This window comes from Pseudodesulfovibrio hydrargyri (genome assembly GCF_001874525.1).
GTDB lineage: Bacteria > Desulfobacterota > Desulfovibrionia > Desulfovibrionales > Desulfovibrionaceae > Pseudodesulfovibrio > Pseudodesulfovibrio hydrargyri.
On record NZ_LKAQ01000001.1, the window covers coordinates 86,397 to 112,968 of the forward strand.

The following is a 26,572-nucleotide window of genomic DNA, read 5'->3' on the forward strand; positions in this document are numbered from 1 at the left end:
TGGATTTCGTAAGCAGCCGTTTTAGGTATACGACTGCAAGACCGCTTTCAAGTCGTTTTTGTCGTAGGCATGTTCCGCGAGCCTGCCGCCGAGTCCGAAGACCGGCTTATCCTCACGGTAGATGACGCCCAGCGGAATACGGTCGCCGAACTCCTCGCTCAGGGTCATGGCCGCGGCCCAGTCCGTGGGGTCGTGATCCTCGAGGATGTGCACGCGCTCCTTGTACCAGGCGTAGGTGTTGACCTTGTTGAAGGAGACGCAGGGCTGGAGGATGTCCACCAGGGAGAAGCCCCTGTGGGTCATGGCCTCCTTGATGGTCGCGACCAGATGTCCGGGCTCGCCGGTAAAGGCGCGGGCCACGAAGCTGGCGCGCATGGCCACGGTGGTGGCCACGGGGTTGAACCCGTCGGACCGGTTGCCCTCGGGCTGGGCCTTGGTCACGTGGCCGCGCGCCGTGGTCGGGCTGGCCTGGCCCTTGGTCAGGCCGTATATCTGGTTGTCGTGGACAAGTACGGTCAGATCCATGTTACGCCGCAGGGCGGCCAGAAAGTGGTTGCCGCCCTCGCCGTAGCTGCATCCGTCGCCGGAGGTGACGATCACGGGAATTTCCGGATTGGCCATCTTGATGCCCTGGGCCACGGGCAGGGATCGGCCGTGCAGCCCGTTGAACATGTTGCAGCGCATGTAGTGCGGCAGTTTGGCCGCCTGGCCGATGCCGGAGGAGATGATGATGTCGTGAGGCGCGAGGTCCTGTTCGGCCAGGGCCTGCTTGAGGCACTTGATGATGGAGAAGTTGCCGCAGCCCGGGCACCACGCGGTCTCGTATTCGCCGTATTCTTCGATGGAAACCATAATTCGCTCCCTGGTCTAGAGGATGTCGGTGAGGCCCTTGAGGACGTATTCCCAGGTCATGGCCCGGCCGTCGAACCGCAGAATGCGGTCGGACGTCATGAACCCGGTCTCGCGGGCGATGAGCTGGGCGAACTGGGCCGTGGCGTTGCCCTCCACGGCGATGACCCGGCCGGCTCCTTCGAGGTGGTCCATGAACTGCTCCTCGCGCAGGGGGTAGACCTGCTTGAAGTGCAGGACGGCCAGGGACTTGCCGCCGTCGTAGCGGTCCATGGCCTCCAGGCAGGCGCCCAGGTTGGCCCCCCAGCAGACCAGCAGCGCATCGGGGTTGTCCGCGCCGTAGTAGTCGGGACCGATGACCTCCTCGAACAACCCGGCGCCCTTGCGCAACAGTTTGGAGTTCATGGCCACGCTGAGGGACTTTTCCTCGGTGATGGAGGAGTCCTCCGCGTGGATGTGGGAGTCCGCCCGGACCAGCGTCTCGGAGAAGCCGGGCACCACCCTCGGAGAGATGCCGTCGTCGGTAAGGACGTAGCGCTTGTAGTCGCCTTCCTTCCACTCGAGCAGCGGCGCGGCGACCTCGGGAAGATCGTCCAGATCGAACGGCTCCACGTCGCGGTAGCTGTCGGCCAGGTACTGCTCGGACAGGATGAAGATCGGGGTCTGGTAGGTCTCGGCCAGGTCGAAGGCCCGGTGGGTCAGATAGAAGCAGTCCTCGGGCGTGGCCGGGGCGAAGATGGCCCGGGGGAACTCGCCGTGTCCTGAATGGAGCACCAGATTGAGGTCCGCCTGCTCTGTGCGGGTGGGCAGACCGGTGGCCGGGCCGGGCCGCTGGACCACCACGCAGACCAGCGGGGTCTCGGACACGCCCGCCAGGCTGACTCCCTCCTCCATGAGGGCAAAGCCGCCGCCCGAGGTGGTCACCAAGGCCTTGGCCCCGGCATAGGAAGCGCCGATCGCCATGTTCATGGCCGCGATCTCGTCCTCGACCTGCTCATACTGCAGCCCCAGAGGCGCGCCCTTGGCGACGAGAGCCATGGCCACCCCGGTGGCCGGGGTCATGGGATAGAAGGAGACGAAGTTGCAGCCAGCGGCCAGTGCGCCCAGGCCGATGGCCTCGTTGCCGTTGACCATCATCCGCCCCTTGGGTCCGCCGGGCTTGATGTCGCAGAAGAAATCGTGGTCCTGGTCCGAGACCCAGGCATAGGCCTTGCGCAGGACGTCGAGGTTGGCCCCGACCACCTCGTCACCCTTCTTGGCGAAGGTCTGCCGGAGCAGTTCCTCGAGGATGCCGAGATCGAGGTTCACGGCCCGGCCGAGCACGCCGAGCATGGCGGTGTTGTGGAAGAGCGGTTTGGACGCGAGCTTCTCGTAGGGGATGCGCAGCGCGTTGAGCCCCTTGGTGTCGAGATCGTCTCCGGCCACGACGAGCGCGCCTGCACTCATGGCGTCCAGATGTTTGTCCAGGGTCTCCGCGTTCAGGGCGGCCAGGATGTCGATGGTCTCGGTACCGCCGAGCATCTCCTCCTCGCCCATGCGGATGGCATAGGTATTGTGCCCGCCGCGAATCCTGGACATGTATCGCTGGGTCACCAACAGATGGTGCCCTGCCCTTGTTATGGCTTTGGAAAGCAGTTGGCCGATGGTTACCAGACCTTGGCCCGCCGCGCCGCCGATGACGATGTTCACGCTTTTTTCAGGCATACCGTCCCCTGGTTGAGAGTGAAAAAAGGCCGGGGGAAACGGTTGGCTCCCCCGGCCGGACATATTCGGCTGATTATGCGTTGGTCGGCGGGGTGAAGACCCTGGTGCCGAGGTCGCGGTCGAGCATGAACAGCCCGCCGCCGTCGCCCACGAGTTTGAGCTTGCCGACCGCATCGCTGACGGAGTCCTCTTCCTCGACCTGCTCGGAGATGAACCACTGCAGGAAGATGCCCACCGCGTGGTTGCGTTCCTCCACGGCCAGGTCGGCGATCTTGTTGATGCGCGCGGTCACGCCCTTCTCGTGCTCCAGGGCGTCCTCGAAGGCGGCCAGAGGCGTCTTCCAGGTGTGTTGCGGCGCGTCGATGGCCCCGAGCTTGGCGTGGCCTCCGGCGTTGTTGATGTAGTTGAAGAAACGCATGGCGTGGAACATCTCCTCCTGGTACTGGGCGTTCATCCAGGCGGCGAACCCGGCCAGCCCCTCGTGGGCGAAGTGGGAGGACATGGAAAGATACAGATTGGCGGAAAAGATTTCCCAATTCATCTGTTCATTGAGCGCATCTTCCAGTTTCTCGCTGAGCATAACGGACATCTCCTTGAATTTGTTGTTCTCATATATGCGGACCAGGCGTGCTCCCGCCCTTGTCCCAAGAAATGACAATAATCATCACAAGCGAAAAGGCCAGTGCATTTTACACCATTTTTTCGGAGGTTTTGCAACCACCGAACCGTGTCGAAGAGGGAATCCATCCCGGGGCTGGACCGGGACGGCGGCTAATAGAGGCGGTTCTCGGCGAAGATGGCCCGCAGCCGGTAGGCGAGGTGGGTGTTGCGGTTGCCCGAGGTCGCGTTGTTCAGGCCGATCCTGAAGGCCCGGTCCGAGCCGATGAGCACGGCCAGTTCGCGGGCGCGGGTCAGGCCGGTGTAGAGCAAATTGCGCTGCAGCAGCAGGAAGTGCTGGGTGACGATGGGCATGACCACGGCCGGGTATTCGCTGCCCTGGGACTTGTGCACGCTGACCGCGTAGGCCAGGCCGAGCTCGTCCAGGTCAGAGGACTCGAAGTGGACGTGGTTGCCGTCGAACTCGACCATGAGCTCGTGGCTGTCGGAGTCGACCTCCACGATCCAGCCCAGGTCGCCGTTGAAGACTTCCTTGTCGTAGTTGTTCTTGAGCTGGATGACCCGGTCGCCCTCGCGGAAGGTGGCGAACTTGCGCTTGAGTTCGCGCACGCCCGGCCCCTTCGGGTTGAGCCGGGCCTGGAGGGCCGAGTTCAGGGCCTGGGTGCCCACGTCGCCCTTGTGCATGGGGGTGAGCACCTGGATGTCGCGCAACGGGTCGAGCCCGTACCGCTCGGGGATGCGTTCGCAGACCGAATCCAGGATGAGTTTCTGGACCTTGACCGGGTCCTCCTGGGGAATCCAGTAGAAATCGGCCTCGGGCGGCGGGCACGGGTGCTGGCGCGGAAACTTGCCCTCGTTGATGCGGTGGGCGTTGACCACGATGAAGCTCTCCTGGGCCTGGCGAAAGATGTGCGTCAGCACGGCGCACGGTACCTTCCGGGAGTCGATCAGGTCGCCCAGAACATTGCCGGGGCCCACGCTGGGCAGCTGGTTGACGTCGCCGACCAGGATCAGGCGGCAGGTGTGCGGCAGGGCCCGCAGGATGGAGACGAAGAGCTGGGCGTCGACCATGGAGGCCTCATCCACCACCAGGACGTCCGCCTTGAGCTTCTGGTCCTCGCAGTAATGGAACCCGCCCTCGGGCTGAAACTGGAGCATGCGGTGCACGGTCTTGGCCGGATGCCCGGTGGCCTCGGCCATGCGCTTGGCCGCCCGCCCGGTGGGCGCGGCCTGCTTGATCTTGAGGCCCAGTTCCTTGAGGGTCAGCAGGATCGCCTTGGTGATGGTCGTCTTGCCGGTGCCGGGCCCGCCGGTAATGATGAAGACCTTGTTGGAGCACGCCTCGAAGACCGCCTCGCGCTGCTCGTCGGACAAATTGAAGCCGAGCTTGTCCTCGACCTTGGGCAGGGTCTTGTCGATCTTCTTGCGCGAGATGGGCGTGGGATGGCTGATGAGCTGGTACAGGCGCTGGGTGGTCTCGTTCTCGTAGTGGAAGAAGTACATGAGATAGACCGCCTCGGAGATGCCCTGCTCGGACAGATTCTCGATGCGGATGCGCTTCTTCTCCTCCAGCCCGAACAGGGCCAGCTCCAGCTTGTCGTAGTCCGTGGTGTCGAGCATGCGGGCCACGTCCTCGAGCAGCTTGGGCTTGGGGATGAACAGGTGCCCGTTGCGCTCGCAGGAGGTCAGCATGGTGTAGGCGATGGCCGCCTCCAGCCGTTGCGCGCAGTCCGGGGCGAAGCCGAGCTTCATGGCCATGTGGTCGGCGGTCTTGAAGCCCACGCCCCGAATCTCGTAGGCCAGGTCGTACGGGTTCTCCCGCAGCTTGGCCTCGGCCTGGGCTCCGTAGAGATGAAAGATCTTGCCCGCGAAGGTGGTCGGCACCTGATGGGACTGGAGAAAGACCAGCAGGTTCTTGATTTCCCGCTGGCGGCCCCAGGATTCAATTATATCCTTGAGCTTGTTCTTGGAGATGCCCTTGATCTTCAGGAGCTGGTCCGGGTCCTCGTCCAACAGGTCCAGGACGCCTATGCCGAACTCCTCCACGATGAGGGTGGCGGTCTTCTCCCCCACCCCCTTGATGGACGACTGCAAGAAGCGGATGACCCCGTTCTCGGTGGCGGGCCGGGCCTGCTCGAAGGTGGCCACCTCGAACTGGCGGCCGAATTTGGGGTGCACGATCCACCGGCCGGCGAGGTTCAGGGTCGCGCCCCCGGCCAGTTCGCCCAGGGTACCGACGATGGTGATCTGGCCCGGCTCGTCCTTGGCCCTGACCCGGACGATGGCGTAGCCGTTTTCCTTGTTGTAATAGACGGTGCTGACGACTTCGACGTCATTCAACTGGCTGAGATTTTCGTCGCTCATGGGGTTCCCGGTTACATCTTCTGCCGATGAACCAGGGACTGCTTGAGGGTCTCCTTGTCCATAAACTTGACTTCGGCCCCGATGGGAATGCCCTGGGCCAGGCGGGTCACCGAGACGCCGGGGAACTCGGACTCCACCAGATTCTTGACATAGGAGGCCGTGGCCTCGGCGTCCAGGGTAGCCCCCAGGGCGAGGATCATCTCGTCGAAATCGCCTGTGGCCAGCCTGCGCCGCAAACGGTCGATCTCCAACTGGCCCGGGTCCACGCCGTCCAGGGGGGACAGGAGCCCGCCCAGGACCAGGTACTTGCCCCGGTAGATGCCCATCTCCTCCATGGCCAGGAGCGCGTCCCACTCGGGCACCAGACATATCTGCCCGGTGTCGCGGGAGGCGTCTGCGCAGATGGCGCACGGGCTGGACTCGGCCAGGCAGGCGCAGTCCTCGCACAGGCAGAGGCGCTCGCGCAGCTCGATGATGGACTGCCCCACCCCGGAGGCCCGCTCGCGCGGCATCTTGAGCAGGGTCAGAGCGATGCGCAGGGCTGATTTGGGGCCGATGCCAGGCAGGCTCGACAGTTGCTCGACCACTTCCTTGAGCGGTCCGGGAAGATTCTGCAATGCGACTCCTTGAAGAAAGCGGCCGTCCAGGGGCGAGCGAGCGGCACGGACGGACATCCGGGCCGCCGCAATACGCCGGACGGCGGACGGGAATTAGAACATGCCGGGGATGGACAGACCGCCGGTCACGCCCTTCATGGCCTCTTCCATCATTTCCTTGGATTTCTTGAGGGCCTCGTTGGCCGCGGTCATGACCAGGTCCTGGAGCATCTCCACGTCGCCCGCCTCCATGACCGACGGCTCGATGCGCACCTCGGTCACCTCCTGGGCGCCGGTGACCTTGACGGTGACCATGCCGCCGCCGCTGGACGCCTCGACCTCTTTGGTCTTGAGCGCGTCCTGGGCCTCGGTCATCTTACGCTGCATGATCTGGGCCTGACGGAGCATTTCGTTCATGCCTTTCATTATATTCTCCTCGAGTCGTATGCTTATTGTTTTCTATGACTTACCGAAAGCATCTGGGCGTTGAAGGCCTCCATGACCCTGATCACGCCGGGATGGTTTTCCGCCTCATCCATGAGTTGCCTGTCGGATTTGGGCTCGGCAATATCGCCTGTTTCCACGCGAACCTCAACCGTTGGGCCGAAAAATTCCCTGGTCAGCCCGTCCAGAGCCGCCAGCGTGGACTTCTCCTTGAGTTGCGAGCACATGGTCCGGGTGCGGCAGACGATCTTGAGTCCGTTCTTGTCCCGCTCCCCCTTGGTCAGGTGGAGCATGGACACCTTGACTCCGGCCTCGCCGTTGCGCGCCTCCACGAACTTGAGGAAGCCGTCCCAGTCCCGGGGGCCGGGAATGGACGCGGCCGTGACGCGCTGCGTCGCGGACTCGGACAGGGGCGTGGCGTCGGACGGGCCGACGGGCTCGGGTTCCGGCTCAGGCCGGGCCGGGGGCGCGGACTGCGCCCTGGGCTGCGCAAAGCCGGCCCCGCCGGGTTCGCGCGTCTCGTAGTGCGGTGGTTGGCCCGAGCGCGTGGGCGGCGCGGTCTGCGGCTGCACGGGTTTGGGAGGCGCGGGTTGCCTTGGCGCGGCCTGGGGCGGGGCGAACTGCCTGCCGCCCGGGGGCATGCCCCCCTGCCCGCCCGGCATGCCGGGGCCGCCCTGCGCCGGACCGGACCGCCCGCCGCCTCCCATGGGGGGCTTGGGCGCGCCGCCGCTGCGCGGGCCCATGGATTCCAGGTTGATCAGGTCCGGCAGGCTGGTCAGGTTGAGGAGCAGAAGCTCGAGCGCCAGGGCCGGTTCCAGGCTGGTCATGACCTTCCGCTGGCCGTCCAGGGTCATCTGCCAGCAGGCGTGGATGTGCGCGGGCTCGAACTTGTTCGCCCAGCCCATCCAGTTGGACGCCTCCTCGCCGGACAGGCCGAGCAGGGGCAGCGCCTCCTCACCCGCCTGCCGGAGCAGGAACATGTTGCGCCAGCAGTTGGTCAGCTCGCGCAGAAAGAAGCCGAGGTCGAGCCCCTGGTCCAGGACCTGGCGCAGGACGTGGCCCACGGCCACCAGGTCGCGGGCGTGCATGGACTCCATGAGCCCGAAGAAGACGTCCTGGCCCGCCAGACCGAGGAAGCCGCGCACGTCGGCCTCTTTCAACACGTCCTCGCCCATGGCCAGGGCCTGGCCGAGCAGGGACATGGAGTCGCGGACCGACCCCGCGCCGCGCTTGGCGATGATGGACAGCGCGCCGGGCTCGTACTTGAGCCCCTCGAGATTCATGATCTTTTCCAGGTGGGTCACCAGCTCCGCCTGGGGCAGCATCTTGAAGGTATAATGCTGGCAGCGGCTGACGATGGTCGCCGGAAACTTGTGGTGCTCGGTGGTGGCCATGATGAAGGTCGCGCGCGGCGGCGGTTCCTCCAGTGTCTTGAGCAACGCGTTGAAGGCCTCCTTGGTGAGCATGTGCGCCTCGTCGATGATGAACACCTTGTAGCGGCCGTCGATGGGCGCGTATCCGATGTCCTCCTTGAGACGGCGGGCGTCGTCGATGCCCCGGTTGGACGCGCCGTCGATTTCGATGACGTCCGGGGCCACGCCCGCGGTGATCTGACGGCAGTGGTCGCACTCGTTGCACGGCTCGCCCGTGGGCGCGTTCACGCAGTTCAGCGCCTTGGCGAAGATGCGGGCGATGGTCGTCTTGCCCACGCCCCGGGTGCCGGAAAAGAGATAGGCGGGAGCGATCTTGTCCTGGGCGGCAGCCCGGGACAGGATGGATTTGACCGCCTGCTGCCCCGCCACTTCCTCGAAGGTCTGGGGGCGATACTTGGCCGTGAGGTTCGATGTGCTCATGGGTGTGCCTGGGGCTGTGGCGCGGAATCGGCAATCGCCTGAAATGATGGGATGAAAAACGGGGAAACCCGACAATCCGCGCCGGATTTCCCCTTACTTACCAGATGATGGACCGGTTTTCTAGACTTTCTATCAAGCCTGGTAGCGGTGCAGCCAGTGCTCGTAGTCCGGGTTCTCGCCTTTGACGATCTTGAAGAATTCGGTCTGGAGCAGCTTGGCCACCGGACCGGCCGTGCCGGTGCCGACCGTGCGGCGGTCCACGGAGCTGATCGGGGTCAGTTCGGCCGCGGTGCCCGTGAAGAAAACCTCGTCGGCCACGTAGAGCATGTCGCGGGCGATGGGTTCCTCGCGGACCTCGTAGCCCAGGTCGTTCGCGAGGCTGATGATGGAGTCGCGGGTCAGGCCGCCGAGCACGCCGTCCAGGTGCGGGGTGTAGATGATGTCGTCGCGGACCAGAAAGATGTTTTCCCCGGTGCCCTCGGATACGTGGCCCGTGGTGTCGAGCAGGATGGCCTCGTCATAACCGTCGGCCAGGGCCTCGTTCTTGGCCAGCACGGAGTTGACGTAGTTGCCGGAGGCCTTGGCCTTGACCATCATGACGTTGATGTGGTGGCGGCTGAAGCTGCTGCAGCGGACATTGATACCCTTTTCCAGGGCGTCTTCGCCCAGGTAAGCGCCCCACGGCCAGCAGGCGACGATTACGCGGGTCGGGTTGTCGCCGGGGTACACGCCCATGGCTCCCTCGCCGACAAAGGCCAGCGGACGGACATAGGCCCCGGCCAGCTTGTTGCGCTTGAGGGTCTCGATGGCGGCCTCGGTCATCTCATCGGCGGTATAGGGCATCTTGATGCCCAGAATCTTGGCCGAATTGACGAAACGGATCATGTGGTCCCGAAGGCGAAAGACCTCGGACGAGCCGTCCGCACACTCGTAGGCGCGGATGCCCTCGAATACCGCCGTGGCGTAGTGCAGGGCGTGGGTCAGGACGTGGACGTTGGCCTCGTCCCAAGGGACCTGTTTGCCGTCGAACCAGATGGTTTCGGATTTCTGAACCATGAAATATCTCCTTATGTATTTCGGCCCCCGGCCGGATATATTCCAGATGAAAAATGGACGCTAAAAAAAACCGGCAGTGAGGTCAAGACACAACCGCGAACTCGCTGGTTGCGCCGCTTTGTCCGGCAGACAATATCGGTCATTTTCATTTTGACAGTGCACACCGCGCAGAGTAAGAAAATTCCCTTGTACTAATACATTTTGAGGAGTTTTTCGCCATGTCCAAGTTTGCGAGAGTCGATCGACTGCCCCCCTATGTGTTCGCCCAGGTCAACGAGCTCAAGATGAAGCTGCGCCACGCGGGCGCGGACATCATCGACCTGGGTATGGGCAACCCCGATGTGCCCACCCCCAAGCCCATTCTCGACAAGCTGGCAGAGGCGGCATACAAGCCCGGAAACTCCAAGTATTCGGCATCCAAGGGAATCAAGGGTCTGCGTAAGGCCGTGCAGGACTGGTACTACCGCCGCTTCGACGTCACCCTCGACCGCGACAACGAGATCTGCGTGACCATGGGCGCCAAAGAGGGACTGGCCCACCTGGCCTTGGCCATGCTCTCCCCCGGCGACGTGGTCCTGGCCCCGGACCCGGCCTACCCGATCCACCCGTACGCCTCGATCATCGCGGGCGCGGACGTGCGCCGCGTGCCCATCGGGCCGGGCCAGGATTTCTTCGAGAACCTGGAGACGGCCATCCGGCACACCTGGCCCAAGCCCAAGGTGCTGATCATCAATTTCCCGCACAACCCGACCACGCAGTGCGTCGAACTGCCCTTCTTCCAGCGCATCGTCGACTTCGCCAAGGAGAACGGGCTGTACGTCATCCACGACCTGGCCTACGCGGACTTCGTCTTTGACGGCTACGTGGCCCCGAGCATCATGCAGGCCGACGGCGCCAAGGACGTGGCCGTGGAGTTCTTCTCCATGACCAAGAGCTATTCCATGGCCGGCATGCGCGTGGGCTACTGCGTGGGCAACCCGGAAATGGTCAACGCCCTGACCCGCATAAAGAGCTACCTCGACTACGGCATCTATCAGCCCATCCAGATCGCGGCCGCCTGCGCCCTGAACGGCGACCTCGACGACTGCCCCAAGTTCACCCGCGAGGAGATGGACCAGGCCGTCAAGGAGATCATGGCCGTGTACCAGGACCGGCGCGACGCCCTGTGCGAGGGCCTCAACCGCGTCGGCTGGTGCGTCACCCCGCCCAAGGCGACTATGTTCCTGTGGGCGCAGATTCCGGAGGAGTTCCGGCCCATGGGGTCCGTGGAGTTCTCCAAAATGCTCCTGCAGGAAGCTGAAGTGGCCGTCTCTCCCGGCCTCGGTTTTGGACAGTACGGCGACGACCACGTGCGTTTCAGCTTCGTGGAAAACCGCCACCGGACGAACCAGGCCGTGCGCAACTTGCGCAAATTCTTCTCAAAGGGGTAATCATGGATGTAATCAGACTCGGTCTCGGCGGATTCGGAACGGTCGGCTCGGGCCTGGCGAAGATATTGGATATGAATGCCGGACGCATAGAAAGGCGGCTCGGCAAAAAGGTTGTGATCTCCAAGATCCTGGTCAGGGACCTGACCAAGAAGCGGGCCTTCGATCCCGGCCCGGACGTGGTCTTCACCGACGACCCGGACGCGCTGGTCAACGACCCGTCCGTGGACATCGTGGTGGAGCTCATGGGCGGCCTGGACACGGCCAGGGATCTCATGCTCAAGGCATTCGCCGCAGGCAAGCACGTGGTCACGGCCAACAAGCACCTGCTCGCCGAGCACGGCCTGGAACTCTTCCAGGCCGCGGCCGACAACGCGGTCGGGCTCCTGTTCGAAGCCAGCTGCGCGGGCGGCATCCCCATCGTCCAGACCCTCAAGGAGAGCCTGGCGGGCGACGAGATCGTCAAGCTGCTCGGGATCATGAACGGCACGGCCAACTACATCCTGTCCGAGATGACCACCCGGGGCATGGACTTTTCGACCGCCCTGGCCGACGCCCAGGACCTGGGCTACGCCGAGGCGGACCCGACCTTCGACATCGAGGGGTTCGATACGGCCCACAAGCTGTGCGTGCTCATCCGCATGGCCTACGGCGTGGACTACCCGCTGGCCGAGCTGCCCGTGCAGGGCATCACCAGCGTGACGCCCATGGACATCGAGTTCGCCCGCGAGTTCGGCTACCGCATCAAGCTGCTGGCCCACGTCATGGACGTGCACGGCCGCCTGGAGGCGGGCGTGCACCCCGCCCTGGTGCCCTACACCTATCTGCTGGCCCGGGTGGGCGGCAACTACAACGCCGTGCGCCTGGAAGGCAACGCGGTGGGCCCGATCATGCTCCACGGCCAGGGCGCGGGCGACCTGCCCACGGGCTCGGCCGTATTGGCGGACATCATGAACCTGGTGCGCAAGATCAGCGACGGCTGCACCGGCCCGGACAACACCGGCTTCCACAACCAGCCGATCCCCAGGGCCAGAATCCTGCCGCCCGAGGAATCCGAGTCCAAGTACTATTTCCGCTTCACCGTGGCCGACCGCACCGGCGTCATGGCCGCCATCACCCGGTCCATGGCCGACCACAACGTGTCCATCGCCCAGGCGGTGCAGAAAGGCGAATCCGGGGCAGAGGGCATCCCGTTGGTGATCATCACCCACGAGACCTCGGCCCGCGACGCGGACGCGGTCCTGGCCGAGATCGACGCCATGGACTTCTCGGTGGAGCCCTGCGTCAAATTCCGAATCCTGTAACCGGACCTTACATGAAACTCCTCTATCTCATAGCGGACGGCATGGGCGGCTGGCCCATGGACGAACTGGGCGGCAAGACCACCATGGAGGCCGCCGTCACGCCGAACATGGACGAACTGGCCGCCACCGGCGCGGTCGGCCTGGCCCAAACCGTGCCCGAGGGCATGGCCCCGGGCTCGGACGTGGCCAACATGGCCCTGCTCGGCTTCGATCCGGCCGTCTACCACACCGGACGCGGCCCCATCGAGGCTGCCGCCCAGGGACTTGAACTCGGCCCGGACGACCTGGTCTGGCGGCTCAACCTGGTCACAGTCTCCAAGCTGACCATCGACGGGATCATGCGCGACTACTCGTCGGGTCACATCGCTTCGGAGATTTCCCGTCCCCTGGTGGAGAAACTCCAGGAAAAGCTCGGTAACGAGACCTATACCTTTTATCCGGGCATCCAGTACCGCCACTTGCTGGTCCAGAAGGACGGGGCGCTGACCGACGACGCGGGGCTGTTCATCAACCCGCCCCACGACATCACGGACAAGCCGGTCAAGTTCGACCTGCGCGCCTTTTCGCGCAGCCCGGACCTGTGGGACCTGCTCTTCGAGGCACACGAGCTGCTGGCCGACCGGAGCGTGAACCGCTCGGCGGCCAACTCCATCTGGCCGTGGGGCCAGGGCCGTCCCCTGAACCTCCCGGACTTCAAGGAGACCTTCGGGCTCGACGGCGCGGTCATCTCGGCCGTGGACCTGATCAAGGGGCTCGGCTTCGCCTCCAACATGGCGGTCGTGGACGTGCCCGGCGCCACCGGCCTGCTCGACACCAACTACGAGGGCAAGGTGGAGGCGGCGATCAATTTCCTCAAGGACCACGACTTCGTCTTCGTGCACCTGGAAGGCCCGGACGAGTGCGGCCACGGCGGCAGCGCCAAGGACAAGGTAGAAGCCATCTCCCGGTTCGACGCGCGCATCGTCGCCCCACTGCGCGAGGCCCTCAAGGACGAGGAGACCGCCTGGATCGTGACCTGCGACCACTTCACGCCCATTGCGGAAAAGACCCACACCACCGACCCGGTGCCCTTCATCCTCAACGGGCCGGGCTGCGCCCCCTCGGGTGTGGACGGCTTCAGTGAGAAAAACGCCGCCTCGGGCCTGAAACTGGACAAGGGATACGAACTGCTGTCCCACGCCCTCAAGACCTTCGGGATGAAGTGATGGCACCCAGGGCGCCCTTTCCCGAACGCGACGGCTGGTACACGCACTACGTGTCCTACGGTGAGACCGACGCCATGGCCGTGGTCTACCACGCCGAGTACCTGCACCTTTTCGAGCGCTCGCGCAGCGCGTTCATGCGCGAGACCGGCATCAGCTACCGGGTGGCCGAGGAGCGCGGAGTCATGCTCCCGGTGCGCGAGGCCAACTGCCGTTACCGCACCCCCATCCGCTACGACGAACGCATCCACGTGCGCTGCGGCATCTCCAAGTGGGGCCGCGCCTCGGTGGAGTTCGTCTACGAGATCTGGAACGACGACAAGACCGTGCTCCACGCCACGGGCATGACCGGCCACGCCTGCGTCGACCTCACCGGAAAGCCGGTGGCCATTCCGGGATGGCTGAAGGAGCTGTTTCAATAACGCATCGGGATTGTAACTTATTTTTTTGTTTTTGAATTCAAACAACCGTTTGCTTTCCCGAACCACCGGGGGTAGGCTTTTCGCCATGCGAATAGACATACACACCCACGCCTTCCACAATAAGATCGCCGCCAAGGCGGTGGACCATCTGGTGGACCACTACGGCATCACCCCGGTGGGAACGGGCAGAGCCGACGACCTCATCGCGCGCCTGGACCGGGCGGGCCTGGACAAGGCCGTGGTGCTCGCCGCCGCCACCTCCCCCCATCAGGTCGTCCCGGCCAACAACTGGGCCATCGAACTACAGAAGACCGCGCCCCGGCTGATCCCCTTCGGCACCCTGCATCCCGGCTACGACCATAACGCCGAGGAACTGGAACGGCTGGCTGAGAACGGCATCCGCGGGCTGAAATTCCATCCCGACTTCCAGGGCTTCCGCATGGACGATCCCGCGTTCTACGATCTCATGGAGCTGGTGGACGAACGGTTCATCTGCATGTTCCACGTGGGCGACGACCTGCCGCCCGACCTGAATCCGTCCTGCCCCAGGAAGATGGCCGCCCTGCGCCGGGCCTTCCCCAAACCGGTCATGATCGCGGCCCACATGGGCGGACTCAAGCAGTGGGAATACGCCATGGAGCACCTGGCGGGGCTGGACGTGTACGTGGACTGCTCCAGCGTCATGGACTTCGTGGACGACGACCTGCTGAAACGGCTGGTCAAGGCATTCACCCCGGACCGCATCCTGTTCGGCAGCGACTATCCCCTGTACGACGCCGGGGACGAGATCAAGCGCATCACCAAACGGTTGAACCTGTCCGAGGAGCGTCTGGACGCCTTTTTGAACCGCGCGGACAACCTTTTCAGCTAGAAAAAGTCCTGTTTTCCCATTTTTGCGTTGATAAACGAGTCGATTCAGGGCTAGATTAGGCCAATTGCTTCACCAACGTTTTCCGGAGTTCAGCATGTCCGCATTGTCGAGACTGCTCGCCGCCTGCATCCTGGTTATCGGCCTGGCGGCCTGCATGACCACCAGCTACAAGATCACCACCACGAGCGGGCAGATTTACATCGCCCAGGACCACCCCGTCTACGACGTGAGCACGGACACCTACGCCTTCACCGACGAAAATGGGCAGCAGGTGACCCTTGGCAAACAGGAAATCAGGCTCATCAAGGAGCAGTAAGTCTTTCACATCAAATTGGCATTCACGAGGCTCTTTCTGCAATAAGCCATGCCCCCGCTCCAGACGGGGCATGGCTTTTTCGACGTACTGCGGTTCAGGTCGGTAAAAACACACGATCGGGCAAATAGTCGTGGGCGCTGAAGCAGCCGCCCTTTGTGCCGAAGCGTGCTCTATCGACACCATCAGTGGACCGAGCTAGGATTATTTCAAGATACATGGTGAAAGTATGGGCAATGATTCCCCCTTCGCAACCGGCTTTTTCGAACCTCATACAACGGAGAATCCTTACCATGAGCAAAATCATTCACGCTTTGTGCGTGCTGGCCGTGCTATCCATTGCCGGTTGCGCCCACGATAAGACGTATAACCCGCATCTTACGACGTCGCCTCTGAGCAACAGCTACCCGTGCAAGATGACAGTCTCCATTACGGCGGAAGGCAAGCCCGTGACCATTACCCGTACGGTGCGCATGCACGAGTATCTGACGGGAGGAATAGGGGATACCCATGAGCAGTGGACGCAGGGGGTGGTGTGGGTCCAGCATCGCCTGCCATCAGGCGCGGACATCTATCTCAGGGTTCCGCAGAAGAGAAGGCCAACACAGTTCAAGACCGATAGATGGGAGCTTGGCAAGGCATATTATATCGAGGATCCCGGTAAAATGGATGTCATCGAGGATTATTCGGCGTCTTATAACCCGGATCGATTTGCTGAAGACGCCAACATAACCCGGTCTTCATGCGTAGCGAAATATGAGCGCATCAAAGGCCGTATTTCCGGCTATGACACGAACGACGAATATCTGATTGAAGGGAGTTCATACTACTACGAAAAGAACAATATCCCCTTTCATTCGGCGAGATATCGGGTTTCGTGGTTTTGGGAAATCGATCCCTCATACCATGCGGGACTCGCAGCATTCCTTTCCACCATCAAGGAAAAGACATTGTTTACTCGCGAGCAACTCTTCGCCGGTGCGAAGGATCATTTTGCGATTGCGCCTGGGGCCGGTCCTGCCGGAGATGTATGGCCTATGACGCCACTGAAATTACAGGAGCGCAATTTTACCACGCAAGCAAACAAGTCCGGCATAACTGTCATGACCAGGGACGACTCCATCGCGCCACCGGACAAGGGAGGCATTCTGTTTCCCCGCGATCAAGCGGTACTTGACTGGCTTGCGGACAAGACAATCACCATATTCGACGCAACGTATCCCGCAGTGCAGCTTTTTGAAAGGGATACCTACCTGTTCAATCCCGAAACGGAAAAGCTTTACAGTTTCCATTTCCATGCCGAGGTATTGCACATTGTGGACACCCCGCCACGAATCTGAAGACACTGCCGTCTAAAGCGTAAACACGGCGTACGGTCCACGTGTCCTGTAATGCGCTTGAAGACGGCCAAAAACCGTTGCCCGGACATCAAAAAAGCCTCTCCCCGCCAAAGTGGGGAGAGGCTTTCATGGGCTTGCGCTGCGGAAGTCATCCCAGATCAGGGACGGCCCCTTTATCCTCACGGGCCCCGCTGCCCGCGGACAGCTTGCGCTCCAGGACGTTGAACAGACGGGAAAAGCCGAAGGTCAGCACCAGGTAGATGCAGCCCACGCCCAGCAAAAACGGCACGTAGGTGTAGTATCGCGCGCCCAGCACCTTGGCGGTGAACATCAGTTCGGCCACGCCGATGGTCGAGATGAGCGACGAGTCCTTGAGCAGGACGATGAGCTCGTTGCCCAGCGGCGGAATCATCCGCTTCAGGGCCTGGGGCAGGATGACGTGGAACATGGCCTGGGTGTGGGACAGCCCGGTGCCGCGCGCGGCTTCCATCTGCCCCTTGTTGATGGACTGGATACCCGCGCGGATGATCTCGGCGTTGTACGCCCCGCTGTTGATGCCCAGCGCCACGATGCCGGTGATCAAAGGGTCCGGGGTGAACCCGTCGCCGGTAGCCAGCATGTAGAGCTGCGGAAAGCCGAGGTAGAAGAAGAATATCTGGAGCAGCATGGGGGTGCCACGGATGACCTGGATGTAGGCATCGGCGAGCACCCGTATCTGGACGCGGCGGCTGATCCGCCCGGTCCCGGCCAGAATGCCGAGGACAAGCCCCAGGGCCAGGGCCCCGAAAGTCACCTGCAGGGTGATCCAGGCTCCGTTCAGAAGCATGTCCTGGTGTTTGAAAAGAAGGGAAAAATCCATCGCCAAAACTCCTGGAAAAAAGGGCCGGGGACGCACGCCCCCGGCCCGGTTGCGGCTAAACTAGAGATTCCACTTCTTGACGATGGCGGCGTAGGCTCCGTCCGCCTTCACTTCTTCCAGCGCCTTGTTCAGGGCCTGCAGCAGGCCGTCGTTGCCCTTGCGGGTAATCATGGCGAATTCCTCGTAGGACAGAGGCTCGCCCGCACGCTTGAACTTGCCCTGCTTGACGAACTCGTCGGCCACGGAGATGTCGGCGATGACCGCGTCCGCGACCTTGTTGTTGAGCATCATGAAGGCGATGTTGTAGCTCTCGGGCTTGACCACTTCCGCGCCCTCGATCTTGTCGGCCTCCTGCTCGCCGGTGGTGCCCAGCTGGACCGCGATCTTTTTGCCCTTGAGGTCGGCGGCGGACTGGATGTCCGAGTCGTTGCGGACCACGATGACCTGGCCGCTGGCGATGTAGGGGGCGGAGAAGCTGACCTGTTCGGCGCGCTCGGGAGAAATGGAGAAGCCGGACATGCCCATGTCCACCTGGCCGCTCTGAGTGGCGGTGACGATGGCCGCGAAGTCCATGGTCACCCACTTGACCTTGACGCCCATCTTGGCGGCGATGGCGTTCAGGAGGTCCACGTCGAAGCCGACGCGCTCACCGCTGTCGCCGATGGCTTCGAACGGGGGATAGTCCGGGGAGTTGCCCACGGTGATGACGCCCGCGTCCTTGATCTTGTCCAGGGTGGTTGCGGCCTGGGCCAAGGTGGAAAAGGCGCACAGGGAAACGAGCGCGACGAGCGCGAGCAGCATGCGCATTTTGTTGAACTTCATATTTTTCTCCTTGCTGAACGATTAATGGGATTAATCCGGTCGGGGAACCGGGAAATATGTTTCATCGGCGGGAAGCCGACTTAGTCGACGATGCCTGCCATGAGCGGGCCGACCTTGCGGGCGATGTCCTTGTCCGTGTTGTCCAGGACGCCCAGAATCCGACCCCGGTAGATGACCGCCACGCGGTCGGCCAGTTGCAGGGCCTCGTTGAGGTCGCCGGTGACCAGGAGCACCCCGGCCATTGCCCGGGTCTCGAGCAGCCGGTTCCAGACCTCCTCGGTGGCGGACACGTCCAGCCCCTGGGTGGGCTGCTCGGCCACGATAAGCTTGGGCTCGCGATAGAGTTCGCGGGCCAGCACGGCCTTCTGCAGGTTGCCGCCGGACAGCTGCCAGGCCAGGGCGTGGATGCGGCCGGGCCGGATGTCGAACTTCTCGATGAGCCGGGTGGTGTGCTTGGCGGCCTTCTTCTTGTCCAGCCAAGGCCCTTTGGCGAACCCCTTGCGCGTTGTCAGGAGCAGGTTGTCCACCAGATTCTGGTTGGGCAGCGTGGCCAGGCCGAGCCGGTCCTCGGGGATGTAGCACATGGACCGGTTCCAGGTGGATTCGGCGAAGAACTTGCGCCACGGCTTGCCCATGATGAAGACCGTGTCCTGCGGCGGCCGGATCAGGCCGGTGACGGCCTCGACCAGCGCCTTCTGGCCGTTGCCCGCCACGCCCACCAGGGCCACGATCTCGCCCCGGCGCACGTCCAGGTCCACCCCGGTCAGGCCGAGCCCGGTGAGATTCTTGACCTCCAGGACCTTGTCGCCGATCTCGGCGGGTTGGCGGTCCACCTCGAGCAGGACCTCCTTGCCGACCATGCGCGAGGCCAGGTCCGCCTTGGACTCGATGGACGCCGGATCCAGCTCGCCCTCGATGCGGCCGCGCCGCAGGATGGCGATCTCATCGGCCAGGGCGATGACCTCCTCCAGCTTGTGGGAGATGAAGATGATCGCCTTGCCCTGTTCGGTCATGCGCCACAGCGCTTCGAAAAGATTGCGGGTCTCCTCCGGGGTGAGGACCGCCGTGGGCTCGTCGAAGATGAGGATACGGCTCTCGCGGTAGAGCAGCTTGAGGATCTCCACCAGCTGCCGCTCGCCCATGGACAGATCGCAAATGTGCGCGTCCGGGGCGATGTTCAGCCCGTACCGTTCGGCCAGCTCACCCACGCGATGTTCCATCTCGCGCGGGGAGACGAAAAAGCTCCCTTCCTGGCCGAGCAGGACGTTTTCGGCCACGGTCATGGAATCCACGAGCATGAAGTGCTGGTAGACCATGCCGATGCCCGCCCGGATGGCGTCCTTGGAGGAGGTGAAGCGCACCGGTTCGCCGTCCACCTCTATCCATCCCTCGTCCGGCTTGTAGCGGCCCGCCAGCATGGACATCATGGTCGACTTGCCCGCCCCGTTCTCGCCGAGCAGCGCCTTGATTCGGCCCGGGTAGACGTCCAGGGTGATGGCGTCGTTGGCCAGAACCTTGCCGAACCGCTTGGTCAGCCCCTTGAGGCTGACCAAGGGCCGCGCGCCCTCGGGGATGGGCCGGGTGCGCACCGGCCGGACGAACATCTGGTCGGTCACCGCCCTACCCCTCCGGCTCGATGTTGGTGCCGAGCGCGGCGGGCGCGTCGATGCGGCGGCCCCGCCAGGCGGACAGGATCAGGACCAGAATGGTCAGCAGATACGGAAGCATGAGCAGCAGAGAGGACGGCAGGTGCGTGCCCGCTGCCTGGAGCCGCAGCTGGAAGGCCATGACACCGCCGAAGAGGTACGCGCCGACCACGGCCCGGCCCGGACGCCAGAAGGCGAAGATGACCAGGGCCACCGCGATCCAGCCGCGTCCGCCGGACAACCCGTTGGTCCACAGGTGGGTGTAGGCGAGCGACAGGTACGCCCCGCCGAGCCCGACCAGGAACCCGCCCGCGATGACCGCGAGGTAGCGCAGCCGGATGGGCTTGAGCCCCGCCGCCGCGGCTGCGGCGGGCATCTCGCCCGTGGCGGCCACGTGCAGGCCGAGGCTGGTCCGCCTGAAGAAAAACCAGAACAGGACCGGGATCACGAAGGAGACGTAGACCAGCATGTCGTGCTTGAAGAAGATGTCGCCCAGGAACGGAATTTGCGAGAGCAGCGGGAAATTGAACGGATCGAAACCGGGCGCGGCCAGGCCGACGTACGGCACGCCGAGAAAATGGGTCAGTCCGCCGCCCAGGATGGTCAGGGCCAGGCCGGAGACCACCTGGTTGCCCAGGCAGGAGACGCAGACGAACGCGTGCAGGGAGGCCATGACCATTCCGGCGAAGCCGCCCGCCAGAAACCCGAGCCACGGCGAGCCGGTCACGAAGCTGGCCCAGAAGGCGGCCAGGGCGGACACGGCCATTATGCCTTCCACGCCGAGATTGAGCACTCCGCCCTTCTCGGTCATCATCTCGCCCAGGGTGGCGTACAGGATGGGGGTGCCGGACTGCACCGTGGCCGCGAACAGCGGTATGAGGAAATCCCACATGGCCTACTCCTGCCTCGGCTTGCGGACCAGTTTGTAGGTCAGGAAGAACTGCCCGGCCAGCACGGTGAGCAGGATGATGCCCTCCATGATCGTCCCGAAGGCCGCCGGGATCTGCAGTTTAAGCTGCATGTTCTCCACCCCGACCCTGAGCGCGGCCAACAGGAAGGAGGCGAAGGCGATGTTCAGCGGCTCCAACCGGGCCAGCCAGGCGACCACGATGGCGGTGTAGCCGTAGCCGACCATGAGGGAGGGCTGCAAACGGTTGAGCACGGCCGAGGTCTCCACGCATCCGGCCCAGCCCGCGAACCCGCCGGACAGTCCCATGACCAGCAGGACGAGCATGCCGTAGCGGATCTTGGCGTACCGGGCCACGCGCGCGCCCTCGCCGCTGGCCGTCAGCTCGAAGCCGAGCCGGGTGAAACGCATGAAGGCCCACAACCCGATGCCCACGACCACGCAGAAGACGATGCCCCAGTGCACGCGGCTGCCCGCGATGCCCGGGATGATCGCCCCTTCGGTAAACTCGGGGGTCATGGGGAAGCCGTAGCTCGCCGGGTCCTTCCATACCCCGAAAACCAGAAAATCCAGAAGCAGGATGGCGATGTAGTTGAGCATCAGGGTCGAGATGATCTCGTTGACCCGCAGCTTCAGCCGGAGCACGGCCGGGATCAGCGCCCAGACGCCGCCCAGGATGAAGGCCATGACGAACATGAGCGGCAGGAGCACGAATCGGGGCAGTCCGGGGAAGGCCAGGGCCATCCAGGTGGCCCCGATGGCCCCCAGTGCGAACTGACCTTCGGCCCCGATGTTCCATATCTGCATGCGGAAGGCCACGGCCACGCCCAGCGAACAGAGGAACAGCGGGATAGCCTTGAGGAGCACGTCCTCAAGCGACCAGACGTTGCCGAAACTCCCCTGCCAGAGCACGGTCAGGCCGTACAGGGCGTCCTTGCCCTGGCCCTTGAGCAACAGGGCGCTGAGCACGAGGGAAAAGAGCAGGGCGCCCAGGAAAACAACCAGGGCGCCCCACTTCCAGGGTTCATCTCTTTTTCTGATCTTCAGCACGGTACCCGATCTAGTTGGTGGTGCCGACCACGCCTTCCACGAACCAATCCATGCCGAGCAGCGCGCCGTCGTCCGGGGTGGTGCCCTCGGCAATGGCCACTTCTCCGGCCTGGTTCTTGACCGGCCCCATGAACACGGTGTCCTTGCCGGCCATGAGCTCGGCCTTCTTGGCGTTGACCATGGACTTGACGTCGTCCGGGACCATGGAGCCCATGGGCGCAATGTCGACCACGCCGTCCTGCATGGACCACCACATGGATTGGTCGCCCTTCCATGTGCCGTCGCGAACTTCCTCGACGGTCTTCACATACATGGGGCCCCAATTCCAGATGGCCGAGGTCAGGTTGGCCTTGGGCGCGAAGGAGGCCATGTCGGAATTGTAGCCGATGGCGTAGGCCCCGGCCTCCTGGGCCGCCTCCTGGGCCGCCGGAGAATCCTGATGCTGGGTGATGACGTCGCAACCGGCGTCCAGCAGGGACTTGGCGGCGTCCTTTTCCAGCGCCGGGTCATACCAGGTCTTGGTCCAGACCACGTGGACCTTGACGTCCGGGTTCACTTCGCGCGCGCCGAGGGTGAAGGCGTTGATGCCGCGAATAACCTCGGGGATGGGGAAGGCGGCCACGTAGCCGAGCTTGTTGCTCTTGGTCATGGAGCCGGCGATCAGGCCGGTCAGGTAACGGGCCTGGTAGATGCGGCCGAAATAATTGCTGACGTTGGGTCCCTTCTTGAAGCCGGAGCAGTGCATGAACTTGGTGTCAGGAAATTCCTTGGCGACCTTCATGACCGGGTCCATGTAGCCGAAGCTGGTGGCGAAGATGACGTCCATTCCCTCGCGGGCCATGTTCCGCAGCACGCGCTCTGAGTCCGCGCCCTCGGGCACCGACTCGGCGTACTTGGTGGTGGCGTAAGGCAGGGCGTCCACAGCCTGGCGGCCGAGGTCATGGGCGTAGGAGTAACCGGCGTCGCCCACCGGGGAGACGTAGATGAACCCGGTCTTGACGACCTTGGCCTCTCCCGCGGGCGCGGGGGCCTGGGCCTCTTCGGTCTTGGCCGGTTCCTCGGCCTTTTTCTCCTCCTGCGGGGCTTCACCGCAGGCGAAAAGGGACAGCGCCAGCAGCAAGGCCGCGGGCAGACCAATCAGTTTGAGCAGTTTCTTCATGAAGACCTCTCCGTTAGCGGTTGAATATCAAAAACGCATATCCCAGCTCCCAGTATCGGGCAAGACCCAATTTCGCTGGGGCGACCCCAGTGAGCCGCAATATAAGGATATGTATTTTGCCCGAAGCCTAGTCGGAGACCTGGGCGATAGGTTCCACGAACTGGGAACCGGCGTCCCAGGGGAAGAGTATCCAGGTGTCCTGGCTGACCTCGGTGATGAAGGTGTCGACCGTGGGCCGACCCGCCGGCTTGGCGTAGACCGTGGCGAAGTGCGCCTTGGGGACCATGTCGCGGGCGATCTTGGCTGTCTTGCCCGTGTCCACGAGGTCGTCGATGAGCAGCCAGCCCTCGCCCTCGCAGTCCACGCCCTTGAGGATGTTGGCCTCGCCCTGGTCCTTCCAATTGTAGGAGGACAGGCAGATGGTGTCGATGAGATGGATGTCCAGTTCTCGGGCAATGATCGCGGCGGGCACCAGTCCGCCCCGGGTGATGGCCAGAATGCCCTTCCACGGGCCGCTCTCCACCAGCCGCCAGGACAGGGCTCGGCAGTCACGGTGCAACTGTTCCCAGGAAACCGGAAACATCTTCTGATATCGGCTCTTGTCAACCATGGGGAATTCTCCTTGCGGGATGTCGGAACGACGGGCTTCGTACCCGTGTCCGGACAATTAATCAAGGGTGCAGGCCCTGCCTTTGTAATCAAAGAGGAAAGAGAGCGTCTTACGGACCTTGGGCGAGAACAGTTTGGCGGACAGGACCCGCCCCGCCACACGCTTGTTGATCTCGGCCAGGGTGGGGTACGGCATGACTGTCGAGGCCAGGGCGGACAGCTTCACCCCGCCGCCCAGGGCGGTGGTCCACTGCCCGGCCAGTTCCCCCGCGTGGAGCCCTGCGACCTGCGCGCCCAGCGGCCTCTCCCGGTGGTCGAGAATCAGCTTGACCTTGCCGTCGATTCCTCCTTCCGCCCGGGCGCGGTCGTTGTCCGCAAAGGACTCCTCGAAGACCTTGTACTCCACGCCCGCAGCCGCGGCGCGCTTCTCGTTCATGCCCACGCTGGCCAGCTCCGGGTCGGTGTAGGTGCACCAGGGAAGCCGCGTGTAGTCCGCCTTGCGCGGCAGCCGGAAGACGGCGTTGGACAGGACGATGGATCCTTCGTAGCCGGCGGCGTGGGTAAACAGGTAGCGGCCGAGCACGTCGCCGCAGGCGAAAATGTGTTTTCGGGTGGTGCGCAGGCGGGCGTCCACCTTGACCCCGCGCCCGGCCAGCTCCACCCCGCAGTTCTCAAGCCCCAGTCCGGCCACGCGCGGCATGCGCCCGGCGGCCACGAGCAGCTTTTCGGCCCGGACCGTGTGCGGCCTGCCGTTGCGGGTGAAGACGACCTCCACCTCACCGTTGATCCGGCGCACCCCGGAGGTGGCCGCGCACAGCTCCACGGTCACACCCTCGGCCATGAGCGCGCCCCGGACCACCTCGGCCATGTCCTCGTCCTCCACCGGAAGCAGCTGGCAGTTGCGCTGCACGACGGTCACCCTGGTCCCGAGCCGAGCGAAGGCCTGGGCCATCTCGCAACCGATGGGCCCGCCGCCGATGACGGCCAGGGAGCCGGGCAGCCTGTCCAGGCTGAAGAGGTCCTCGTTGGTCAGGTAGTCCACGCCGTCAAGCCCGTCGATGGGCGGCGCGGCCGGAGCCGAGCCCGTGGCCAGGACCCAAAATCGGGCGGACAGCCGTTTCCCCGAGCAGTCAACCACGTGATCGTCCTCGAAGCGCGCCTCTCCGAACAGGACCTTGACGCCCAGCCCGCAGAACCGCTCCTCGGAATCATGCTTCTGGATCGCGGCGATAACCTCCCGGATGCGGCCGTTGACCGAGAGCATGTCCACGGGCGGCAGGTCCACCTCGGGCAGGCCGTAGCGGGTTGCGCGGCGCATGTCGTGATAGACCGCCGCCGTGCGGATGAGGGTCTTGCTCGGCACGCAGCCGGTATGCAGGCAGTCCCCGCCGAGACTGGGCCCGCGCTCGATGAGCACGGTCTTCACCCCGAGCTGGGCGGCCCCGGAGGCCACGGTCAGCCCGGCAGCACCGCCGCCGATGACGCCGATGTCATAGTCGTATTCAGCCATTGTTCCTCCGCTTCCGGTACCAGCCGAGCGCCTTCTTCACCGCCAGGGGAAAGAGCCCCAGCACGGCGAAGGACAGGATCAGGCTCGGCGAGAGCAGCCCGGACAGGGAGTCGAGCCGTCCGAGTTCCTTGCCCGCGTTGACGTAAACCGCCGTGCCCGGCAGCATGCCCACCTGGGAGACCCAGGCGTAGGTGAACAGACGCATGGGCGTCAGGCCCATGAGCGCGTTGATCACGAAAAAGGGGAAAATCGGAATGAGCCGCAGGGTAAACAGATAAAACGGCCCTTCCTCCTCCACGCCCCGGTCGATACGCGCGAGCTTGTCGCCGAACCGGCGACGGACCGAGTCGCGCAGCACGTAGCGCGACAGCAGGAAGGCCAGGCACGCCCCCAGGGTGCTGGCCACCGAGACCACGGCCAGGCCGACCCACAACCCGAAGAGTCCTCCGCCCGCCAGGGTCACCACGGTGGCCGCGGGCAGCCCCAGGGCGGCCACGGCCACATATATGAGGAAATACGCGCCGAGCACCAGGAAGGTGTGCGCCTCATAGAGGTTCTGAAACTGTTCGCGGGACTGCTTGAGGTAGTCCAGGGAGAAAAAACGGCCGAGATCGAACAGGAAATAGGCGGCCACCAGCCCGGCCAGACAGGCCGCGACAAGGATCTTCCTGGCCGCCCCCCGGCTCATGCGCCCTCGCCGTTCCCTGCGAGCATCTGCGCACCGTAAAAGGCCGCGCCAAACAGCCCGCTCGCCTGGTTGGCATTGAGCTTGACCGGAACGGTGTGCAGGAAATCCCCGTACACGTGCGAGTTGTGGAATTCCTCCAAGAACTCGGGAATCCGCACGAGCATGGGATTCCTGGCCGCCACCCCGCCCGCGATGAACAGGCCGCCGGTGGTCATCAGCCCGATGGCCCAGTTGCGGCACGCCCTGGCGTAAAAGCGGGCATACCACCGGGCGGTCTCGCTCTCCGGGGTCAGCCTGGCGGAAACCTCCTTGGGGGTGAGGTCCTCGCCGGTCAGGAAGCGGTGCACGAGCTGGAGCCCCAGCCCGGTGACCACGGAGTCGCCCTCGGGCCAGTTGCGCCCGCTCTCCGTGCGGTTGAACTCGGCGTATTCGGCCTCCTCCCGGCCGACAAAGGGAAATGCCATGTGTCCGCCCTCGGACGGCAGGGCCGTCCATCGGGCGCCGGTCTTGAGCAGCGCGGAATAACCGAGCCCGGTCCCGGCCCCGATGACGCCGATGGTCTCGCCCTCCACCGGCTCCCCGGCCTGGATGACCAGGGCGTCGTCCACCGCCGAGGTGCGGCAGGCGTAGGCCTGGGCCGAGAAATCGTTGATCAGGCGCACGGCGGGCGTGCCGAAGTCCACCTCGCGCAGGTCGATGCCCCACGGCGCGTTGGGCAGGTTCGGGCAGGTCACCCCGTGGTACACGGCCCCGGCCGGAGCCAGGACCGCGGCCTCGAACGAGCCCGGCCGCACCGGAAAATCGCTGTCCCAGAGCTGTTCGACCAGCTCCGGGAAGGTCCGCGCCCCGTGGGTTTCGAGCCAGACGGAATCCAGCATCTCGAGCCCGCCGCCCCGCGCCTCGAACAAGGCGAACCGACTGTTGGTGCCGCCGATGTCGGCGGCCAGAATCTTGGCCAT

25 protein-coding genes are annotated in these 26,572 nt (G+C 64.0%); 7 read left to right on the forward strand and 18 right to left on the reverse strand.

Features of this window, described 5'->3' with window-relative positions; all coding sequences use genetic code 11:
• Window positions 1-21 precede the first annotated feature (21 nt).
• The 8 genes from BerOc1_RS00425 to BerOc1_RS00460 form a co-directional block, all read right to left on the reverse strand.
• Entirely contained in the window at window positions 22-852 is an 831-nt protein-coding gene (locus BerOc1_RS00425; RefSeq protein ID WP_071543760.1) for a 2-oxoacid:ferredoxin oxidoreductase subunit beta, read from the reverse strand.
• A 15-nt stretch (window positions 853-867) separates the two neighbouring features.
• The gene (locus BerOc1_RS00430; protein WP_071543761.1) at window positions 868-2,553 is read right to left on the reverse strand and encodes a 2-oxoacid:acceptor oxidoreductase subunit alpha; all 1,686 of its coding nucleotides are present in this window, start codon (window positions 2,551-2,553) and stop codon (window positions 868-870) included.
• A 73-nt stretch (window positions 2,554-2,626) separates the two neighbouring features.
• Window positions 2,627-3,133, reverse strand: coding sequence for a ferritin (locus BerOc1_RS00435; RefSeq protein WP_071543762.1), 507 nt, complete (start codon window positions 3,131-3,133; stop codon window positions 2,627-2,629).
• 191 nt (window positions 3,134-3,324) lie between these two features.
• A complete protein-coding gene (gene recD2, locus BerOc1_RS00440; protein WP_071543763.1) occupies window positions 3,325-5,535 on the reverse strand; it encodes an SF1B family DNA helicase RecD2 in 2,211 nt (736 codons plus the stop codon).
• A gap of 11 nt (window positions 5,536-5,546) precedes the next feature.
• The gene (recR, locus tag BerOc1_RS00445) at window positions 5,547-6,152 is read right to left on the reverse strand and encodes a recombination mediator RecR (RefSeq protein ID WP_071543764.1); all 606 of its coding nucleotides are present in this window, start codon (window positions 6,150-6,152) and stop codon (window positions 5,547-5,549) included.
• Window positions 6,153-6,245: 93 nt separating this feature from the next.
• The gene (locus tag BerOc1_RS00450; RefSeq protein WP_071543765.1) at window positions 6,246-6,557 is read right to left on the reverse strand and encodes a YbaB/EbfC family nucleoid-associated protein; all 312 of its coding nucleotides are present in this window, start codon (window positions 6,555-6,557) and stop codon (window positions 6,246-6,248) included.
• A gap of 23 nt (window positions 6,558-6,580) precedes the next feature.
• Window positions 6,581-8,428, reverse strand: coding sequence for a DNA polymerase III subunit gamma/tau (dnaX, locus tag BerOc1_RS00455; protein WP_071543766.1), 1,848 nt, complete (start codon window positions 8,426-8,428; stop codon window positions 6,581-6,583).
• Window positions 8,429-8,560: 132 nt separating this feature from the next.
• Window positions 8,561-9,484, reverse strand: coding sequence for a branched-chain amino acid transaminase (locus BerOc1_RS00460; protein ID WP_071543767.1), 924 nt, complete (start codon window positions 9,482-9,484; stop codon window positions 8,561-8,563).
• Between the two features lie 218 nt (window positions 9,485-9,702).
• Here BerOc1_RS00460 and BerOc1_RS00465 point away from each other — a divergent pair, with 218 nt between their 5' ends.
• The 7 genes from BerOc1_RS00465 to BerOc1_RS00495 all read left to right on the forward strand — a co-directional run bounded on the left by BerOc1_RS00465 (window position 9,703) and on the right by BerOc1_RS00495 (window position 16,363).
• A complete protein-coding gene (locus BerOc1_RS00465; RefSeq protein WP_071543768.1) occupies window positions 9,703-10,914 on the forward strand; it encodes an aminotransferase class I/II-fold pyridoxal phosphate-dependent enzyme in 1,212 nt (403 codons plus the stop codon).
• 2 nt (window positions 10,915-10,916) lie between these two features.
• The gene (locus tag BerOc1_RS00470; RefSeq protein WP_071543769.1) at window positions 10,917-12,215 is read left to right on the forward strand and encodes a homoserine dehydrogenase; all 1,299 of its coding nucleotides are present in this window, start codon (window positions 10,917-10,919) and stop codon (window positions 12,213-12,215) included.
• A gap of 11 nt (window positions 12,216-12,226) precedes the next feature.
• Entirely contained in the window at window positions 12,227-13,420 is a 1,194-nt protein-coding gene (locus tag BerOc1_RS00475) for a cofactor-independent phosphoglycerate mutase (RefSeq protein WP_071543770.1), read from the forward strand.
• Window positions 13,420-13,839, forward strand: a complete 420-nt coding sequence (locus BerOc1_RS00480) for an acyl-CoA thioesterase (RefSeq protein ID WP_071543771.1) — start codon at window positions 13,420-13,422, stop codon at window positions 13,837-13,839. Before BerOc1_RS00475 ends, BerOc1_RS00480 begins: the two co-directional genes overlap by 1 nt.
• 85 nt (window positions 13,840-13,924) lie before the next feature.
• A complete protein-coding gene (locus BerOc1_RS00485; RefSeq protein WP_071543772.1) occupies window positions 13,925-14,710 on the forward strand; it encodes an amidohydrolase family protein in 786 nt (261 codons plus the stop codon).
• A gap of 94 nt (window positions 14,711-14,804) precedes the next feature.
• Window positions 14,805-15,026, forward strand: coding sequence for a YgdI/YgdR family lipoprotein (locus BerOc1_RS00490; RefSeq protein WP_071543773.1), 222 nt, complete (start codon window positions 14,805-14,807; stop codon window positions 15,024-15,026).
• Window positions 15,027-15,316: 290 nt separating this feature from the next.
• Window positions 15,317-16,363 carry a hypothetical protein gene (locus BerOc1_RS00495; protein ID WP_071543774.1) on the forward strand — a complete coding sequence of 349 codons (1,047 nt, stop codon included), beginning with the start codon at window positions 15,317-15,319 and terminating at the stop codon, window positions 16,361-16,363.
• Window positions 16,364-16,511: 148 nt separating this feature from the next.
• On the opposite strand, the gene BerOc1_RS00500 is transcribed toward BerOc1_RS00495, so the two are convergent.
• The 10 genes from BerOc1_RS00500 to BerOc1_RS00545 form a co-directional block, all read right to left on the reverse strand.
• Complete coding sequence (locus BerOc1_RS00500) at window positions 16,512-17,222, reverse strand: amino acid ABC transporter permease (protein WP_071543775.1); 711 nt, start codon at window positions 17,220-17,222, stop codon at window positions 16,512-16,514.
• A gap of 60 nt (window positions 17,223-17,282) precedes the next feature.
• Entirely contained in the window at window positions 17,283-18,044 is a 762-nt protein-coding gene (locus BerOc1_RS00505; protein WP_071543776.1) for a basic amino acid ABC transporter substrate-binding protein, read from the reverse strand.
• 80 nt (window positions 18,045-18,124) lie between these two features.
• Entirely contained in the window at window positions 18,125-19,648 is a 1,524-nt protein-coding gene (locus BerOc1_RS00510; RefSeq protein ID WP_071544477.1) for an ABC transporter ATP-binding protein, read from the reverse strand.
• Window positions 19,649-19,664: 16 nt separating this feature from the next.
• On the reverse strand, window positions 19,665-20,582 hold the full coding sequence (locus BerOc1_RS00515) for an ABC transporter permease (protein ID WP_071543777.1): 918 nt from the start codon (window positions 20,580-20,582) through the stop codon (window positions 19,665-19,667).
• 3 nt (window positions 20,583-20,585) lie between these two features.
• Window positions 20,586-21,647 (reverse strand): ABC transporter permease, encoded by a 1,062-nt coding sequence (locus BerOc1_RS00520; RefSeq protein WP_071543778.1) that lies wholly within the window; start codon window positions 21,645-21,647, stop codon window positions 20,586-20,588.
• 10 nt (window positions 21,648-21,657) lie between these two features.
• Window positions 21,658-22,806, reverse strand: a complete 1,149-nt coding sequence (locus BerOc1_RS00525) for a BMP family ABC transporter substrate-binding protein (protein WP_071543779.1) — start codon at window positions 22,804-22,806, stop codon at window positions 21,658-21,660.
• A gap of 127 nt (window positions 22,807-22,933) precedes the next feature.
• On the reverse strand, window positions 22,934-23,416 hold the full coding sequence (gpt, locus tag BerOc1_RS00530) for a xanthine phosphoribosyltransferase (RefSeq protein WP_071543780.1): 483 nt from the start codon (window positions 23,414-23,416) through the stop codon (window positions 22,934-22,936).
• Window positions 23,417-23,473: 57 nt separating this feature from the next.
• Entirely contained in the window at window positions 23,474-24,925 is a 1,452-nt protein-coding gene (locus BerOc1_RS00535; RefSeq protein ID WP_071543781.1) for a dihydrolipoyl dehydrogenase family protein, read from the reverse strand.
• Window positions 24,918-25,613, reverse strand: coding sequence for a TVP38/TMEM64 family protein (locus BerOc1_RS00540; protein ID WP_071543782.1), 696 nt, complete (start codon window positions 25,611-25,613; stop codon window positions 24,918-24,920). The genes BerOc1_RS00535 and BerOc1_RS00540 overlap by 8 nt, the downstream gene beginning before the upstream one ends.
• Entirely contained in the window at window positions 25,610-26,572 is a 963-nt protein-coding gene (locus BerOc1_RS00545) for a glucokinase (protein WP_071543783.1), read from the reverse strand. Before BerOc1_RS00545 ends, BerOc1_RS00540 begins: the two co-directional genes overlap by 4 nt.

Coding starts and splice junctions, on each gene's coding strand:
- BerOc1_RS00425 (WP_071543760.1), bottom strand. CDS start 852: ATGGTTTCCATCGAAGAATACGGCGAATACGAGACCGCGTGGTGCCCG.
- BerOc1_RS00430 (WP_071543761.1), bottom strand. CDS start 2,553: ATGCCTGAAAAAAGCGTGAACATCGTCATCGGCGGCGCGGCGGGCCAA.
- BerOc1_RS00435 (WP_071543762.1), bottom strand. CDS start 3,133: ATGCTCAGCGAGAAACTGGAAGATGCGCTCAATGAACAGATGAATTGG.
- recD2 (WP_071543763.1), bottom strand. CDS start 5,535: ATGAGCGACGAAAATCTCAGCCAGTTGAATGACGTCGAAGTCGTCAGC.
- BerOc1_RS00450 (WP_071543765.1), bottom strand. CDS start 6,557: ATGAAAGGCATGAACGAAATGCTCCGTCAGGCCCAGATCATGCAGCGT.
- dnaX (WP_071543766.1), bottom strand. CDS start 8,428: ATGAGCACATCGAACCTCACGGCCAAGTATCGCCCCCAGACCTTCGAG.
- BerOc1_RS00460 (WP_071543767.1), bottom strand. CDS start 9,484: ATGGTTCAGAAATCCGAAACCATCTGGTTCGACGGCAAACAGGTCCCT.
- BerOc1_RS00465 (WP_071543768.1), top strand. CDS start 9,703: ATGTCCAAGTTTGCGAGAGTCGATCGACTGCCCCCCTATGTGTTCGCC.
- BerOc1_RS00470 (WP_071543769.1), top strand. CDS start 10,917: ATGGATGTAATCAGACTCGGTCTCGGCGGATTCGGAACGGTCGGCTCG.
- BerOc1_RS00475 (WP_071543770.1), top strand. CDS start 12,227: ATGAAACTCCTCTATCTCATAGCGGACGGCATGGGCGGCTGGCCCATG.
- BerOc1_RS00480 (WP_071543771.1), top strand. CDS start 13,420: ATGGCACCCAGGGCGCCCTTTCCCGAACGCGACGGCTGGTACACGCAC.
- BerOc1_RS00485 (WP_071543772.1), top strand. CDS start 13,925: ATGCGAATAGACATACACACCCACGCCTTCCACAATAAGATCGCCGCC.
- BerOc1_RS00490 (WP_071543773.1), top strand. CDS start 14,805: ATGTCCGCATTGTCGAGACTGCTCGCCGCCTGCATCCTGGTTATCGGC.
- BerOc1_RS00495 (WP_071543774.1), top strand. CDS start 15,317: ATGAGCAAAATCATTCACGCTTTGTGCGTGCTGGCCGTGCTATCCATT.
- BerOc1_RS00500 (WP_071543775.1), bottom strand. CDS start 17,222: ATGGATTTTTCCCTTCTTTTCAAACACCAGGACATGCTTCTGAACGGA.
- BerOc1_RS00505 (WP_071543776.1), bottom strand. CDS start 18,044: ATGAAGTTCAACAAAATGCGCATGCTGCTCGCGCTCGTCGCGCTCGTT.
- BerOc1_RS00510 (WP_071544477.1), bottom strand. CDS start 19,648: ATGTTCGTCCGGCCGGTGCGCACCCGGCCCATCCCCGAGGGCGCGCGG.
- BerOc1_RS00515 (WP_071543777.1), bottom strand. CDS start 20,582: ATGTGGGATTTCCTCATACCGCTGTTCGCGGCCACGGTGCAGTCCGGC.
- BerOc1_RS00525 (WP_071543779.1), bottom strand. CDS start 22,806: ATGAAGAAACTGCTCAAACTGATTGGTCTGCCCGCGGCCTTGCTGCTG.
- gpt (WP_071543780.1), bottom strand. CDS start 23,416: ATGGTTGACAAGAGCCGATATCAGAAGATGTTTCCGGTTTCCTGGGAA.
- BerOc1_RS00535 (WP_071543781.1), bottom strand. CDS start 24,925: ATGGCTGAATACGACTATGACATCGGCGTCATCGGCGGCGGTGCTGCC.
- BerOc1_RS00540 (WP_071543782.1), bottom strand. CDS start 25,613: ATGAGCCGGGGGGCGGCCAGGAAGATCCTTGTCGCGGCCTGTCTGGCC.
- BerOc1_RS00545 (WP_071543783.1), bottom strand. CDS start 26,572: ATGGCCAAGATTCTGGCCGCCGACATCGGCGGCACCAACAGTCGGTTC.